Genomic DNA, 14655 nt, shown 5'->3' with positions numbered 1-14655 from the left:
AGCGCGGGCAGTGCGGGTCGGGGGCGGGTCAAGCGCGGGCAGTGCGGGTCGGGGGCGGGTCAAGCGCGGGCAGTGCGGGTCAGCGCGGGGTGCGGCCGGGCCACAGGTCGGCCACGGTCTCCGGGTCCAGCAGTGGCCGCGCCACCACCTCACCCGTGAACCGGTCGATCACCACGCACCCGCCCCCGACCGTCTCCGGCAACCTCGCCGGATCGTCGGGCTCCAAGTCGCGGACCCACGCCACGTACCCGCCGTCGAACCCGAACACCCCCACCGGCAGCGCCTCCTCAGGCGGGCGCACGCCGTTGTAGTACTCCTCGGCCAGCGCCCTGGCCTCCTCCAGGTTCATCGCGGACGCCCCCGCCGATCGAGTATCACGCAGAACACCCCGGTCACCGTCCGGTACGGCGGCTCGACCGACATGTGACCCCGCTGGGCGTCGATCCAGATCACCTCGCCGTCGTGGTTGACCGCGTTCCAGGCGTGCGAGCCGCCGCCGGGCCAGCGCACCACGATCACGGCCGCCGCACCGTGCCCGGCGTCGAGCAACCGCCGTGCGATCAGCGGGTAGGCGTGCCTGCCCTGGCCCGCGTACTGGAGACGGTGGCCCGTCCAGCGCTCGATCCTGGCCACGCTCCCCTGTTCGCCCGTCAGCACCGGGCGGCCGATCCGGTCGTACTCGGGCAGCCTCGGCGCGGCCGTCGCGGGCTCGCCGTGCCAGGTGGACAGCACGGCCAGCGCGCAGTCGGCGGCGTTGGACGAACGGAACGGGTCGTCCGCAGGGCCGCCGCCGTTCACCAGGCGCACCCAGGTGCCGCGCGGGTCAGGGAATCTCGCGCCGGACCGCAGCGCGTCGGCGAGGTCCCGCTCCACCTGCGGGTCCGGCTGGGCCAGCCCGCCCGGCATCCCGTACGGGCGGCTGTCGGCGAGCTTGGGCGGCCGGTTGGGCCCGTCGAACCAGTCCTGCTCGGCGACGGCGACGGGCACGCCGAACTCCGCACCACCGTCCCACCCCCGGCGGGCGACCGGCTCATAACCGGGCAGTGCCTCGCCCGGTCGCGCCTGAACCGCCCACACCTCGTCGGCGGCCGGATCGGCGTCAATCCGCGCCGGGGCGGCGGCCAGCTCGTAGTCGAGCCACCGCACGCCCTCGCCCACCACAGGGTTGTACCGCCCATCCTGAAGGGCCCACCGGACACTCGGCTTGCGCTCGCTGACCACGGCCTGCCTCCTGTCATGCTCGACGATCGATCGTAGAGGCGGCGCCGTGTCAAGGGGACGGACTCCGCGAAGAATCTCCGCCCTCACCAGTGTCTTCACCTGCGAAAACACCCCAAACGGGGGCGTCACGCCACCTGCACGGTGATCGAGTGCCAGCCGGTCGCGCCATCGGGCGCGGGCGGGGCGGGCTGCTCGGTCTGCGTACGCCCGGCGGCGTCGGTCGCCCGCACCTCGATCGTGTGCTCGCCGGGCGTCGCCGCCCAGTCGATCGACCACTGCCGCCACGTGTCGGGCCCGGGCACCTCGGCCAGCTTGGCCTGCCGCCACTGCCCGCGATCCACCCGCACCTCCACCGCGTCCAACCCGGTGTGCTGCGCCCACGCCACCCCGGCGATCGTCGCGGAGCCCGCCTTCAGCGAGCCGCCCGGCTTGGGGACGTCGATGCGCGACTGCGTCTTGATCGGGCCCTTGGCGGACCAGCCGCGCGGCGTCCAGTACGCCTCGTCCTGGTCGAACCTGGTCACCTTGACGTCCACGACCCACTTGGTGGCCGACACGTACCCGTACAGGCCGGGCACCACCTGCCGCACGGGGAAGCCGTGGTCGACGGGGAGCGCCTCGCCGTTCATCGCCACGGCGAACAGCGCGTCGCGGCCGTCCATCACCACGTCCAGCGGGGTGCCGCAGGTGAAGCCGTCCGCCGAGGTGGACAGCAGCATGTCGGCGCCGGACCGCAGGCCGGCGCTGCGCAGCACGTCGGCCATCCGCGCGCCCAGCCAGCGGGCGTTGCCCGCGTAGGGGCCGCCGACCTCGTTGGAGACGCAGGTCAGCGTGACGTCCGCCTCGGTGAGCGGCAGCTTCAGCAGGTCGGCGAAGGTGAGCTCGACGGGGCGGTCCACCAGGCCGTGGATGCGCAGCGTCCAGTCGGCCGGGTCCACCTGGGGGACGACGAGGGCGGTGTCCACCCGGTAGAAGTCCTTGTTCGGTGTGATGAACGGGGACAGCCCGCCGATCCGCAGGTCCGCGCCCGCCGGGATGGGCTTGGCGGCGACCGCCGGGCTGGGCAGCGTCACCCCGCCGCGCGCGGCGTCCACGGTGCGCCGGCTGCCGAGCTGCTGCCCGAGCACCGCGCCCGCCCCGGCCACCACCACGCCTCCGGCGACGCCGGTCAGCAGCCGCCTCCGGTCGAACGTGAGCGCCTCGCCGCCGGCCCGCATGACCGCCGGCCGCTCCACCTCCGGCTCCGGCTCCGCGCCGCCGGATACGCCAGTCGCCTCGCCGGATACGCCAGTCGCCTCGCCGGATACGCCAGTCGTCTCGCCGGATACGCCAGTCGTCTCGCCGGCCACCGCACGCCGCAGCAGCCACCCCAGCGCCCAGGCCCCGGCCGCCACCCCCACCACGGTAGGCACCACGTCGAAGGCTCCGGCGTCCGGACGCGTGACCACCGCCAGCACGCCGACGACCCCGAACAGCGCGAACCCCAGATACCCGATCCACACCCGCCGCCGCGCCACCAGCCCGATGACGGCGGCCACGGCGGCGAGGACCACCAGCACCCCGCCCACCAGCACGGCCTTGTCGTTCTCACCGAACGCCCGGATGGCGAAGTCCTTGACCGGAGCAGGCGTCAGATCGACGGTGGCGTCACCGACGGCCACCACGGGGAAGGTCGTGGGCCCCACGAGGGCGGCCACGAGCTGCGCGACCCCGAGGGCGACGCCCCCGGAGACCAATCCCGCCAGGGCCCCCGCCCACGCGGGAACCGTTGTTTTCCTCTGCACAACCACGAAGGTACGTCCCCGCGGGCAGGGCAATCCTTACGCGGGGGTTACGACGCGAGCAGTTCCCGCACCACGGGCGCCAGCGCGCGGAAGGCCCGGCCCCGGTGGCTGATGGCGTCCTTCTCCTCGGGCGTCAGCTCGGCCGTGGTGCGCGTCTCCCCCTCTGGCACGAAGATCGGGTCGTACCCGAACCCTCCGGACCCGCGGCGCGTACGGACGAGGCTGCCCGGCAGCGTGCCCTCCACCACCCGGTGCTCCCCGGACGGCAGCGCGAGCGCGGCGGCGCAGGCGAAGTGGGCGGTGAGCTTGTCGTCGGGCACGTCGGAGACCTGGGCGAGCAGCAGGTCGAGGTTGGCGTCGTCGGCGCCGTGGCGGCCGGCCCAGCGGGCCGAGAAGACGCCCGGCATGCCGTTGAGCACGTCGACGCAGAGCCCTGAGTCGTCGGCGACGGCGGGCAGGCCCGAGCCCTGGGCGACCGCGTGCGCCTTGAGCAGGGCGTTCTCCTCGAACGTGACGCCGGTCTCGGCGATCTCGCCGATCGAGGGGAACTCTTCGAGCCCGACGATGTCGAACCCGGCGAGGATGCGGCGCAGCTCCGCGATCTTGCCTTCGCTGCGGGTGGCCAGCACGATCTTCATGACTCCAGGGCCTCCTGCTGGATCAGGGTCAGCTCCTCGCAGCCGGCCACGGCCAGGTCGAGGAGCTGGTCGAGCGCCCGCCGGTCGAAGGGAGCGCCCTCGGCCGTGCCCTGGACCTCGACGAACTTGCCGTCGCCGGTCATCACGACGTTCATGTCGGTCTCGGCGGCGACGTCCTCGGTGTAGCAGAGGTCGAGCATCGGCACGGAGCCGACCACGCCGACGGAGACGGCGGCGACGGAGCCGATGAGCGGGTCGCCGGGGCACATGCGGCGCTCGCGCATCCAGGCGACGGCGTCGGCCAGCGCGACGTAGGCGCCGGTGATGGCGGCCGTCCTGGTGCCGCCGTCGGCCTGCAGCACGTCGCAGTCGAGCAGAATGGAGTTTTCCCCCAACGCCTTGTAATCGACGCAGGCGCGCAGTGAACGGCCGATCAAGCGGGAAATCTCGTGCGTGCGCCCGCCGATTTTGCCGCGGACCGATTCACGATCGTTACGCGTATTGGTCGCCCGCGGCAACATGGCGTATTCGGCCGTAACCCAGCCCTGGCCGCTGCCCCTGCGCCAGCGCGGCACGCTGTCCTGGACGGACGCCGCGCACAACACGCGGGTGCCGCCGAACTCGACCAGCACGGACCCCTCGGCATGCGTCAGCCATTGCCTGGTGATGGTTATCGCGCGTAGCTGGTCGGGGTTGCGGCCATCCTGTCTGGACATGCAGATCACCCTATCTCCGCGGCACGACACTCTTGACCAAATGTGTCCGCCACATGGATCCTTACGCAATGACAACGGGGGTGTTGCGAAACCCTGACTTCCTCCGGTTCCTCAGTTCGCATGTGGCGAACGAACTTGGGGCGAATATCTCGCGCGTGGCCCTTCCGCTGGTAGCCGTGCTGGTGTTGCACGCTGGACCCGCGGAGGTGGGGGTGCTGTCGTCGTTACAGACGGCGGCGTTCCTGTTGATCGGTCTGCCCACGGGGGTGTGGGTCGACCGGCTGCGCAAGCGCCGCGTGATGATGGCGTCCGATCTGGCGAAGTTCGTGCTGCTGGGAAGCATCCCGGCGGCGGCCGCACTCGACGTGCTGACGATCGAGATGATGTTCGCGGTGGCGCTGCTGGCGGGGGTCTCACAGGTGTTCAACGACGTGGCCGACCAGACGTACCTGCCCCATCTGGTGAGCACGCCGCAGCTCAGCGACGGCAACGCCAAGCTGGAGATCATCCGGTCGGGGGCGTTCCTGGCGGGGCCGGGGGTGGGCGGCGCGCTGGTGCAGTTGCTGGGCGCGCCGCGCACGATCGTGGCCACCGCGATCGGCGCGCTGGCCTCGGCGTTCCTGCTGCTGGCGATCAAGGTGCCGGACAAACCGCCCGCCGACGCCGAGCACGGGCCGCTGCTGCGGGGCATCCGCGAGGGCCTGTCGTACGTGTGGCGGGACCGGCTGTTGAGGGCCTTCGTGGCCACGTCCGGGATCAACAACCTGTGCGTGAGCGGCGTGCTCGGCCTGTCGGTGCTGTTCCTGGCCGAGACCGTCAGGCTGTCGCCCGGCGCGGTCGGCGTGCTGCTCATGTCCGGCGGGATCGGCGGCGTGCTGGGCGGGCTGACCGGCGGCTGGCTGTCGAGGAGGCTGGGCAGCGCCAGGGCGACCTGGCTGGCCGTCCTGATCGGCGCTCCGGCCGGGCTGCTGCTGCCCATGACGCAGGCCGACTGGCGGGTGGTGTGCTTCGCCGTCACCTCGATCATGATCTCCTGGGCCGCGGCCATGTCGAACGTCGGCCAGACCACCTACCGGCAGACCGTCACCCCCGACCACCTGCTCGGCCGGGTCAGCGCGTCGGTGCGCTTCGTGACGTGGGGCGTGATGCCGCTGGGCGCGCTGGTCGGCGGGCTGGTCGCGCAGCAGATCGGGGTACGGGAGGCGTTGTGGCTGCTCATGATCGGCCGGATGGTGGCGTTCGTGCCGCTGTTGTTCTCGCCGCTGCCGCACGCGCGCGACTACACCGACCTCCAGGCCAAGGCCTGACCGCACTGCCGGGCCCGGGCTGTCGAGATCGGGCCGTCAGGTGAGGTCGTAGACGGCGCCGCTGCGGGCCAGCTCCACCGGCCCCGCGTAACCGCCGCCCGAGGCCTCCTCCAGCACGGTGGCCTGGTCGTTCCACGGGACGAGGTGCGTCAGCACGAGCCTGCCCACGTCGGCCTTGGCCGCGTGCTCGGCCGCCTGGCGGCCGGTCAGGTGCAGGCCGGGCGGCAGGTCGGGACCCTCCACGAAGGACGCCTCGCACAGCAGCAGGTCGGTGCCGGCGGCCAGCTTGACCAGCTCGCTCGACTCGCCGGTGTCGCCGGAGTAGGCCATGCTCCTGCCGCCGTTGGCGACGCGGAAGCCGTACGCCTCGACGGGGTGGTTGACCAGCCCGGCGGTGAGCGTGAACGGCCCGATCTCGTACGAGCCCGGCGTCAGCGTCACGAACTCGAACGCGGTCTCCAGCCCCGGCTCCTCCGGCATGCCGTACGCGGCCGCCAGCCGGGCGGGCGCGTCGGCGGGCGCGTAGACCGGCACCAGGGGATACGGCGCGGAAGGGCCGTAGGTGCGTGCCACGTGGTATCCGCACACGTCGAGACAGTGGTCGGCGTGCAGGTGCGATAGGCAGATGGCGTCCACGTCGTACAGGCCGATGTGGCGTTGCAGCGCGCCCAGCGACCCGCTGCCGAGGTCGAGCAGCAGCCTGAACCCGTCGGCTTCGAGAAGGTAGCAGGATGCGGGGCTGTCGGGGCCGGGGTAGCTCCCGGAACATCCGACGATGGTCACCTTCATGTGGGCCTCCCGTTATAGGTAGTACCCCCCACTGGTGCTACTTCGACCACGTCGATCTCCGGGCCCAGGAATCGTCGCCCGAGCCGGGCGAAGAGCAGGGAGTCGCCGGTGGCGCGGAAGCGGTGCCGGGGGGTGGCTCCGCTTCCCGCCGCCAGATCGCGGTCGTGCAGGATCCGGTAGACGTCCTTGGCCGTCTCGTCGGCGCTGGAGATCAGCGTGACCCCTTCGCCGGCGACGTAGGAGATGGCGCCGGTGAGCAGCGGGTAGTGCGTGCAGCCGAGGATGAGCGTGTCGCATCCGGCGGCCTTGACGGGCTCCAGGTACTCGCGCACGACCTCGATGAGCTCGTCGCTCGTCGTCTCCCCGCGCTCGACGTAGTCCACCAGGCGTGGGGCGGCCACGCCGGTGAGCTGCACGTCGGGCGCCGCGGTGAAGGCGTCGTGGTAGGCCATGGAGTCGATGGTGGCCCTGGTGGCGATGACGCCGACCCGGCCGTTGCGGGTGGCGCGTACCGCGCGCCGGGTAGCCGGCATGATCACTTCGACGACGGGGACGTCGTAGCGCTCGCGGGCGTCGCGCAGCACGGCCGAGCTGGCGCTGTTGCAGGCGATCACGAGCATCTTGACGTCCTGCTCGACCAGGTGGTCCATGACCTCCAGGGCGTACGCGCGCAACTGCGCGATGCGTTTGGGCCCATACGGTTGATGGGCCGTGTCGGCCACGTAGGTGATGGATTCGTGAGGGAGCTGGTCGATGATCGCACGTGCGACCGTCAGGCCGCCGACCCCGCTGTCGAAGATCCCAATACTTGCGTCCGGCACGCTCTAGAGGGTAGGCGACCTGCACGATCAACACTGCGTAAGAATGCTCACACTGCGGCGCGTGTGGCGTGGAAGGCTGTTGCCTTCCTCACACCGGAAGCGCATTCAGTGCGAGATTTCAGCCCCTTCCGACCCGGGCGAGCTGACGGGATTGGGCGACGAGACGCCCGGCCGAGTCGCGCACCTCCACCTCCTCGTCGAACCAGCCGTCGGCGACCAGCCGGCCGCTGCCGATGAGCGTGAGCCAGCCGGGCGCGGGCAGGGCGCGCAGGTGCCAGGTGAGGTCCACGGTGGGCGCCCAGCCGCGCCCGCCGGCGGAGAACACCACGGGCGGCAGCGCGTCCACGGCCAGCGCCAGCACGTACGGGTCGGGGTCCTGCGGCTCGGCCATCCTGAAGTACGCCCGCGACTCCGGCCGCCCGGTCGGCTCGCCCTTCAGCCAGCCGATGGTGGGCGGGTCGAACAGCAGGTCCATCTGGGCGTTCAGCGTCATGCCCGACTCGGGCTTGGGGTCGGGCAGCTTGACGCAGTCCTCGATCGGGGGCATGCGGTGCGGCGCCTCGTCGCGGTAGAGCGGCTCGGCGTCGTGCAAGGTGGCCGTGGTGATCAGGCCCTCGATCACGCCCACGCCGTCCTGCACCAGCGTCGCCCTGGCGAACGCGGCCGTCCTGCCCGCCTTCAGCGGCTCGATCCTGACCTGCGCGGGCCCGGCGACCGGCGCCTTCAGGAACTGGGCCGTCTGGCTCACGGGGTGCTCGAAAGGCGAGGCGTCCACCGCCGCGCGCAGGATCACGGCCATCAGGTAGCCGCCGTTGAGCGGGCCGCCGATCGCGTATCCAGGGTCGAGACACACGTCGTAGGTGTTCTCGTCCACCCGGATCGCCTGCGTGGCCTCGTCGAACTTGGTCATCCGCCCTGCCTCATATCTGGAACTATGTTCTAGACACTCTAGAGCATTCTTCCCTCAGCGCGCCTACCTGCGAAAACGTGATTCGGCTGACAACGTTTGATCATGGCAAGTGTCACCGAACTCATCGGTCAGTCCGTTTGGGACTCCAACGGGGTGTGGGTCGGTTTCGTGGTGGACATCCGGGTCGTCAGGCACAGGGGCGAGCTCCAGCAGAGCCACACGGTCTACGGCCTGGTCGTCTCCGGCCGCCGCGCCCCGCTGCTGCTCGGTCTCACCCGTGATCGTCAGGGCCGATCGGCCTGGCTGTCCCAGACGCTGGCACGCCTGGTCTACGCCGGCTGCACGTTCGTGCCGTGGGAGAACGTCACGGACTACGGGGACGGCGAGGTGCACATCGATGTCCTGAGAAAAGAGCTGAACAGGGTCTAATTCCAACTTCAGCACATTGCAAGCGCCCGTCTAGCAACATCAGCTACTTTCTCTGTGGTCAAAAGTCCACATTGTGAGTTGAGTGATGTCTGCGAACAATCCCCCCTATGGCCAGGATCCTGACCGGACCACGGCGTACAACTGGAACCAGGGGCAGCAACCGGAGCAGGAGCCGACGGCTCAGTACCCGGGCCCGCCCTACCCGCCGCAGCAGCCGTACCAGCAGCAGCAGTACGGCCAGCCGCAGTACGACGCTCAAGGTCAGGGTGCCTACGGTCAGCAGGCGTCCTACGGCCAGCAGCCCTCCTACGGCTCCCAGTACGGGCAGCAGCAGCCCTCCTACGGCGGCGCGCCCCAGTACGGCGGCCAGCAGCCCCAGCAGGGCTGGCAGCAGGAGCAGCAGCCCCAGCAGGGCGGCTGGCAGCAGCAACCTCAGCAAGGCGGCTGGCAGCAGGAGCAACAGCCTCAGCAAGGCTGGCAGCAGGAGCAGGCCGGCTGGCAGCAGGAGCAGAGCTGGCAGCAGGAGCAACAGCCTCAGCAGGGCGGCTGGCAGCAGCAGGGCCCCGACGGCTTCGGCCCGCCCGCGCCGGTCAAGAAGGGCCGCAAGAGCTGGATCATCGCCGTCTCGGCGGCGCTCGCCGTGATCCTCCTCGGCGGCGGCGCGGTCTGGGCCGTGGGCGCCTTCGGCGGCGGCGGCACCCAGCCGAACGACGTGCTCCCCGCGAACTCGATCGCCTACGCCCGCCTCGACCTGGACCCGGCCGCGAACCAGAAGCTGGCGCTGTTCCAGCTCGCCAGGAAGTTCACGGTCACCAAGGACTCCTTCTCCGGCGAGGACCCGCGCAAGGCGCTCTTCGACCTGGTCAACGAGCAGGACGAGGACAGCAAGCTGGACTTCGCCAAGGACGTCGACCCGTGGCTGGGCAGCCGGATCGGCTTCGCCGCCGTCCCCTCCGGCAAGGAGGAGCCCGACGTCGCGGTGGCCGTTCAGGTCAAGGACCAGGAGCTGGCCAAGGCCGGCATCGCCAAGCTGATGGACGGCGACAAGTACGGCGTGGCCTTCCGCGAGGACTACGCGCTGCTCAGCTCCACCCAGGCGCTGGCCGACAAGTACGCCCAGGCCGAGGGCAGCCTGTCCGACAACGCCGAGTTCAGCGACGACATGGGCACCGTCGGCGAGCAGGGCGTGCTGTCGTTCTGGGCCGACATGGGCGGCCTGGTCGAGCTGGCCAAGAAGGAGATCCCCGCCGACCAGCAGGCGGCCGTCGACCAGGTCAAGGACGCCAGGTTCGCCGGCGCCCTGCGCTTCGACAGCGCCTACGTCGAGCTGGCCGGGATCGTGCGCGGCGCCAAGGGCATGACCCCGCAGGGCGAGCTGCCCAAGGCCGACCTCGGCACGCTGCCCGCCTCCACCGCGGGCGCCCTGTCGATCTCCGGCCTCGACCAGATCGTCACCAAGCAGTGGGCCGAGATCGAGAAGCAGGCCACGGCGGCCGGCAGCACCGAGATCAGCCAGATGCTGCAGCAGGCCAAGACCCAGTTCGGCCTGGAGCTGCCCGGCGACCTGGCCACCGTCTTCGGCAAGAACTTCACCGTCGCCGTCGACAGCCAGGGCCTGGACAGCGACCAGATCAAGGGCGGCGTGCGCATCATGACCGACCCGGCCAAGGCACAGGCCATCCTCGACAAGGTGCAGGCGGCGCTGACGCAGAACGGCGGCGCGGCCCCGCAGATCGCCAAGGTCTCCGGCGACGGCGTCTTCACGGTGGCGACCACCGACGAGTACGCCAAGGCGCTGGCCGCGGAGGGCACGCTGGCCGACTCGGAGACGTTCCAGACGGCGATCCCCAACGCGGCCGACGTGAACTACGCGCTCTTCGTGGACCTCGACAAGGTCGAGAAGCTCTACCTGGCCTCCATGGAGGGCGACGACAAGGCCAACGCCCAGGTGCTGCGGGCCGTCGGGCTGAGCGGCACGCAGACCGACACCGAGGCGACGTTCTCCCTGCGGCTGCTGTTCAACTGACAGCGATAAAACGAAAGGGCGGCCGGTCGACGATGACCGGCCGCCCTTCTTCTTACGCTCTCAGGCCCAGAGCTGGCCCTCCAGGCGCTCCTCCGCCTCCTCCAGGGTGCCCTCGTAGGCGCCCGTGGACAGGTACTTCCAGCCGCCGTCGGCCACCACGAACACGACGTCGGCCCGCTCACCTGCCTTGACGGCCTTCCTGGCCACGCCCAGCGCGGCGTGCAGCGCGGCCCCGGTCGAGACGCCGGCGAAGATGCCCTCGGCGGCCAGCAGCTCGCGGGTGCGCTTGAGCGCGTCGGCCGAGCCCACCGAGAAGCGAGTGGTCAGCACCGACTCGTCGTAGAGCTCGGGGATGAACCCCTCGTCCACGTTGCGCAGCCCATACACCAGCTCGCCGTAACGCGGCTCGGCCGCGACGATCTGAACGTCCGGCACCCGCTCGCGCAGGAACCGGCCGACCCCCATGAGGGTGCCCGTGGTGCCGAGCCCGGCCACGAAGTGGGTGACCGTGGGCAGGTCGGCCAGGATCTCGGGGCCGGTGGTCTCGTAGTGGGAGCGCCAGTTGGCCGGGTTGCCGTACTGGTAGAGCATCACCCAGTCGGGGTGCTCCGCGGCCAGCCCCTTGGCCACCCGCACGGCCTCGTTGGAGCCGCCGGCCGCCGGGGAGGAGATGATCTCGGCGCCCCACATGCGCAGGAGCTGGCGGCGCTCCTCCGAGGTGTTCTCCGGCATCACGCAGATCAGCCGGTAGCCCTTGAGCTTGGCCGACATGGCCAGCGAGATGCCGGTGTTGCCGCTCGTCGGCTCCAGGATCGTGCAGCCCGGCGTGAGCAGCCCGTCCTTCTCGGCCTCCTGGATCATCCACAGGGCCGGCCGGTCCTTGATCGAGCCGGTCGGGTTGCGGTCCTCCAGTTTGGCCCAGATCCGCACGTCGGCGGAGGGCGACAACCTCGGCAGCCCCACCAGGGGGGTGCGGCCGACCGAGTCGATCAGTGAGTCGAAACGCATGTCACCCGCCGGCGACTGCGGGCAGCACGGTCACCGTGTCGCCGTCGGACACCGGCGTGCCGAGGCCGCCGAGGAAGCGCACGTCCTCGTCGTTCAGGTAGACGTTGACGAAGCGGCGCAGGCTGCCGTCGTCGACCAGGCGCTCCTTGATGCCGGGGTGCGCGGCCTCGAGATTGCTGATCAGCTCGTCGAGGGTCTTGCCCTCGGCGCTGACGGCCTTGGCGCCGTCGGTGTAGTTACGCAGGATGGTCGGAATGCGAACCTCGATGGCCATCGCGGTCAGTCTCCTCAGATCAGGTCGTCGTCCCATCGGCATGCAACGCCGATGGCTGGATGCGGATTCCGCGTCAGAGACAGTCGTAGACGACGACAGCAGGAGTATGGGCGAAGAGGAAGCTCTGCACCGGCCTGGCCATCATGGGAGAAACCTTACCTCTTCCTCCGTTACCACTCCGTCGAGGATGCGGTAGGAGCGGAACTCCACCTCGTTCTCGTCCCTCGTGGAGACCAGCACGTAGTGGGCCTCGGGCTCGGAGGCGTAGGAGACGTCGGTGCGCGACGGGTACGCCTCGGTGGCGGTGTGGGAGTGGTAGATCACGACCGGCTCCTCGTCCAGGTCGTCCATCTCCCGCCACACCCGGAACTGCTCCATCGAGTCGAAGCGGTAGAAGGTCGGGGAACGCTCGGCGTTCTCCATCGGGATGAACCGCTCGGGAACGCCGTTCTTGCCCGCGATGACGCCGCACGCCTCGTCCGGGTGATCGGCCCGGGCATGGGCGACGATCTTGTCCACCAGTTCCTGCGGGATCGACAGCATGCCCGGAAATTACCAGAGCGCCCGGACCAGGCTGTCCTGGAGGTAGGTCAACCAGTCGTAGGTCACGTAGGCCGGGTAACGGGGGTCGTCCTCGGACATCGTGGCGATCTCGTCGTGCACCTCTTCGGTCACGTCGAGCTTGGTGCCGAGCGTCAGGCGCAGGTCGTTCAGCGACCGCAGCCACGCCTGCGCCTCCTCGGGCGACAGCTCGAAGCGCCCGGAGCGGGCCGTCTCGTGCACGGTCTGCGCGTCGGCCCGCTTGCCGTCGCGCAGCGTGGCCTCGGTGTAGCGGCGGAACTCCGACGACTCCTTCTCGTCCTCGTACGCCGAGGGGAACAGCCTGGCCAGCACCGGATCGGACGGCGCCGCGCCGTCACCGATGCCCAGGGCCCGCTCCAGCGGGTCGTCGCTGGTCTGCCCCGGCGAGACGATGCCGAGCATCATCGAGACGAGCGAGCGCAGCAGCGAGATCTCCGCCGCCTCGAACACCGCCACGACGCCGCCGTTTCTTCCCCGCGAGAACCCCGAGCTCACCGGTGCCGCCTCACTGCCCTCTTGCGCTTCACTTGACCGAGTCCGGCTGGAGCGTCGCCCACAGGCCGTAGGAGTGGAGAATCTGCACATCTCTTTCCATCTCCTCGCGCGTGCCACTGGACACGACAGCCTTGCCCTTGTGGTGCACGTCCATCATCAGTTTCTCGGCTTTCTCCCGCGTGTAGCCGAAGACCGTTTGGAAGACATAGGTCACGTAGGACATGAGGTTGACCGGGTCATTCCAGACGATGGTCACCCATGGCAGATCGGGCCGGACGTCCGATGACGGACGCTCGACGGCGATTGGAGCGGTGCTACCCACATCCCGCAGTCTGCCCTATGTGAGCCGTAGTCTTCGAGTCGTGACAATGACCATGAGCACTGCGTTGCTCACAGATCACTATGAGCTGACGATGCTGCAGGCCGCTCTGCGGAGCGGTGCGGCCCACCGCCGCGCGGTCTTCGAGGTGTTCGCCCGCCACCTGCCAGGGGGGCGGCGATACGGGGTTGTCGCCGGCACGGGACGTGTCCTGGACGAGCTCGAACGGTTCCGTTTCGGTGACGATGAACTCACCTATCTGCGCGAGCACGGAGTCGTGGACGAGCCCACTCTGGCGTTTCTGGCCGATTACCGCTTCTCCGGGAACATCTACGGCTACCGCGAGGGCGACCTCTATTTCCCCGCCTCCCCGATCATGGTGGTGGAGGGCACGTTCGCCGAGGCCGTGCTGCTGGAGACCGTCACGCTGTCCATCTTGAACCACGACTGCGCGATCGCCTCCGCCGCCTCCCGCATGACCAACGCCGCCTGCAAGCGGCCGCTCATCGAGATGGGCTCGCGCCGCACGCACGAGGCCGCCGCGGTGGCGGCCGCCAGGGCCGCCTACATCGCCGGGTTCGCCTCCACCTCCAACCTGATGGCAGGACGCCTGTACGGGGTGCCCACGGCCGGTACGGCGGCGCACGCGTTCACGCTGCTGCACGACTCGGAGCGGGCCGCGTTCGAGGCCCAGATCGCCTCGCTGGGGCCGGAGACCACGCTGCTGGTCGACACCTACGACGTGCCCGACGCCGTACGGATCGCCGTGGAGCTGGCGGGCGACAAGCTGGGCGCGGTCCGCATCGACTCGGGCGACCTGGCCGCGGCGGCGCAGGAGGTCCGCGAGCAGCTCGACGCGCTCGGCGCCTTCGACACCCGCATCCTGGTCACCTCCGACCTCGACGAGTACGCCATCGCCGCGCTCGCCGCCGCCCCCGTGGACGGCTACGGCGTCGGCACCTCCCTGGTGACCGGCTCGGGCGTGCCGACGGCGGCCCTGGTGTACAAGCTGGTGGCGCGCGAGACGGCCACGGGCAAGCTGGAGGCCGTGGCCAAGCGGTCGGTGGGCAAGCCGTCCCGCGGGGGCCGCAAGGAGGCGTACCGGCTGCTCGACGAACAGGGGCACGCCGACACCGAGCTGATCACCACCGGCGGCCTCGCCCCGGAGGGCGGCGTCCCCCTGCTGCACGAGCTGGTGCGCGACGGCGAGGTCGTCGGCCGCGAGCCCCTGGCGGCGGCCCGTGACCGCCATGCCGCCGCCGTCGCCACCCTCCCCCAGGAGGCCCTCCACCTCGGCCGCGGGTACGCGGCGATCCCCACCGAGTTCGCCTGACGT

General features: G+C 70.5%; 17 protein-coding genes. 4 read left to right on the top strand and 13 right to left on the bottom strand.

The genetic code is table 11. From position 1 onward, the window contains the following. Positions 1–79: 79 nt before the first annotated feature. From FXF51_RS14910 to rph, 5 genes are all read right to left on the bottom strand, one after another. Positions 80–349 (bottom strand): hypothetical protein, encoded by a 270-nt coding sequence (locus tag FXF51_RS14910; protein ID WP_148435045.1) that lies wholly within the window; start codon positions 347–349, stop codon positions 80–82. Continuing rightward, complete coding sequence (locus tag FXF51_RS14905; RefSeq protein WP_148435044.1) at positions 346–1221, bottom strand: toxin glutamine deamidase domain-containing protein; 876 nt, start codon at positions 1219–1221, stop codon at positions 346–348. The genes FXF51_RS14910 and FXF51_RS14905 overlap by 4 nt, the downstream gene beginning before the upstream one ends. 125 nt (positions 1222–1346) lie before the next feature. Further along, a complete protein-coding gene (locus tag FXF51_RS14900) occupies positions 1347–3005 on the bottom strand; it encodes a molybdopterin-dependent oxidoreductase (RefSeq protein ID WP_148435043.1) in 1659 nt (552 codons plus the stop codon). A gap of 47 nt (positions 3006–3052) precedes the next feature. Then, on the bottom strand, positions 3053–3643 hold the full coding sequence (rdgB, locus tag FXF51_RS14895) for an RdgB/HAM1 family non-canonical purine NTP pyrophosphatase (protein ID WP_148435042.1): 591 nt from the start codon (positions 3641–3643) through the stop codon (positions 3053–3055). Further along, positions 3640–4359 carry a ribonuclease PH gene (gene rph, locus FXF51_RS14890; RefSeq protein WP_148435041.1) on the bottom strand — a complete coding sequence of 240 codons (720 nt, stop codon included), beginning with the start codon at positions 4357–4359 and terminating at the stop codon, positions 3640–3642. Before rph ends, rdgB begins: the two co-directional genes overlap by 4 nt. 53 nt (positions 4360–4412) lie before the next feature. Between rph and FXF51_RS14885 the strand changes: the two genes are divergently transcribed. Next, a complete protein-coding gene (locus FXF51_RS14885) occupies positions 4413–5666 on the top strand; it encodes an MFS transporter (protein ID WP_148435040.1) in 1254 nt (417 codons plus the stop codon). A 36-nt stretch (positions 5667–5702) separates the two neighbouring features. Here FXF51_RS14885 and FXF51_RS14880 read toward each other — a convergent pair whose 3' ends face one another. From FXF51_RS14880 to FXF51_RS14870, 3 genes are all read right to left on the bottom strand, one after another. Next, positions 5703–6455: an MBL fold metallo-hydrolase gene (locus FXF51_RS14880; protein WP_148435039.1), complete on the bottom strand. Its 753-nt coding sequence runs from the start codon at positions 6453–6455 to the stop codon at positions 5703–5705. Continuing rightward, entirely contained in the window at positions 6452–7276 is an 825-nt protein-coding gene (gene murI, locus FXF51_RS14875) for a glutamate racemase (RefSeq protein ID WP_148435038.1), read from the bottom strand. The genes FXF51_RS14880 and murI overlap by 4 nt, the downstream gene beginning before the upstream one ends. A 118-nt stretch (positions 7277–7394) precedes the next feature. Continuing rightward, positions 7395–8186 (bottom strand): thioesterase family protein, encoded by a 792-nt coding sequence (locus tag FXF51_RS14870; protein WP_148435037.1) that lies wholly within the window; start codon positions 8184–8186, stop codon positions 7395–7397. A 102-nt stretch (positions 8187–8288) separates the two neighbouring features. On the opposite strand from FXF51_RS14870, the gene FXF51_RS14865 reads away from it, so the two are divergent. Both FXF51_RS14865 and FXF51_RS14860 read left to right on the top strand, forming a co-directional pair. Then, the gene (locus tag FXF51_RS14865; RefSeq protein ID WP_148435036.1) at positions 8289–8615 is read left to right on the top strand and encodes a hypothetical protein; all 327 of its coding nucleotides are present in this window, start codon (positions 8289–8291) and stop codon (positions 8613–8615) included. Between the two features lie 85 nt (positions 8616–8700). After that, positions 8701–10641: a DUF3352 domain-containing protein gene (locus FXF51_RS14860; RefSeq protein ID WP_148435035.1), complete on the top strand. Its 1941-nt coding sequence runs from the start codon at positions 8701–8703 to the stop codon at positions 10639–10641. A 60-nt stretch (positions 10642–10701) separates the two neighbouring features. Here FXF51_RS14860 and FXF51_RS14855 read toward each other — a convergent pair whose 3' ends face one another. The 5 genes from FXF51_RS14855 to clpS form a co-directional block, all read right to left on the bottom strand. Further along, on the bottom strand, positions 10702–11649 hold the full coding sequence (locus FXF51_RS14855; RefSeq protein WP_148435034.1) for a PLP-dependent cysteine synthase family protein: 948 nt from the start codon (positions 11647–11649) through the stop codon (positions 10702–10704). 1 nt (position 11650) lies between these two features. Next, positions 11651–11923, bottom strand: a complete 273-nt coding sequence (locus FXF51_RS14850; RefSeq protein WP_148435033.1) for a MoaD/ThiS family protein — start codon at positions 11921–11923, stop codon at positions 11651–11653. A 141-nt stretch (positions 11924–12064) separates the two neighbouring features. Then, positions 12065–12466, bottom strand: coding sequence for a Mov34/MPN/PAD-1 family protein (locus FXF51_RS14845; protein ID WP_148435032.1), 402 nt, complete (start codon positions 12464–12466; stop codon positions 12065–12067). A gap of 9 nt (positions 12467–12475) precedes the next feature. Beyond that, entirely contained in the window at positions 12476–13000 is a 525-nt protein-coding gene (locus tag FXF51_RS14840; protein ID WP_148435031.1) for a DUF2017 domain-containing protein, read from the bottom strand. Between the two features lie 28 nt (positions 13001–13028). Then, a complete protein-coding gene (gene clpS / locus FXF51_RS14835; protein WP_148435030.1) occupies positions 13029–13322 on the bottom strand; it encodes an ATP-dependent Clp protease adapter ClpS in 294 nt (97 codons plus the stop codon). 46 nt (positions 13323–13368) lie between these two features. Between clpS and FXF51_RS14830 the strand changes: the two genes are divergently transcribed. Beyond that, positions 13369–14652: a nicotinate phosphoribosyltransferase gene (locus tag FXF51_RS14830; protein WP_411268361.1), complete on the top strand. Its 1284-nt coding sequence runs from the start codon at positions 13369–13371 to the stop codon at positions 14650–14652. Positions 14653–14655: the final 3 nt, after the last annotated feature.

Source organism: Nonomuraea sp. PA05 (assembly GCF_008086045.1).
In the GTDB taxonomy this organism is placed as follows: domain Bacteria; phylum Actinomycetota; class Actinomycetes; order Streptosporangiales; family Streptosporangiaceae; genus Nonomuraea; species Nonomuraea monospora.
The sequence above is the reverse complement of the archived record's forward strand: the minus strand, read 5'-3'. Positions and strand labels throughout refer to the sequence as shown.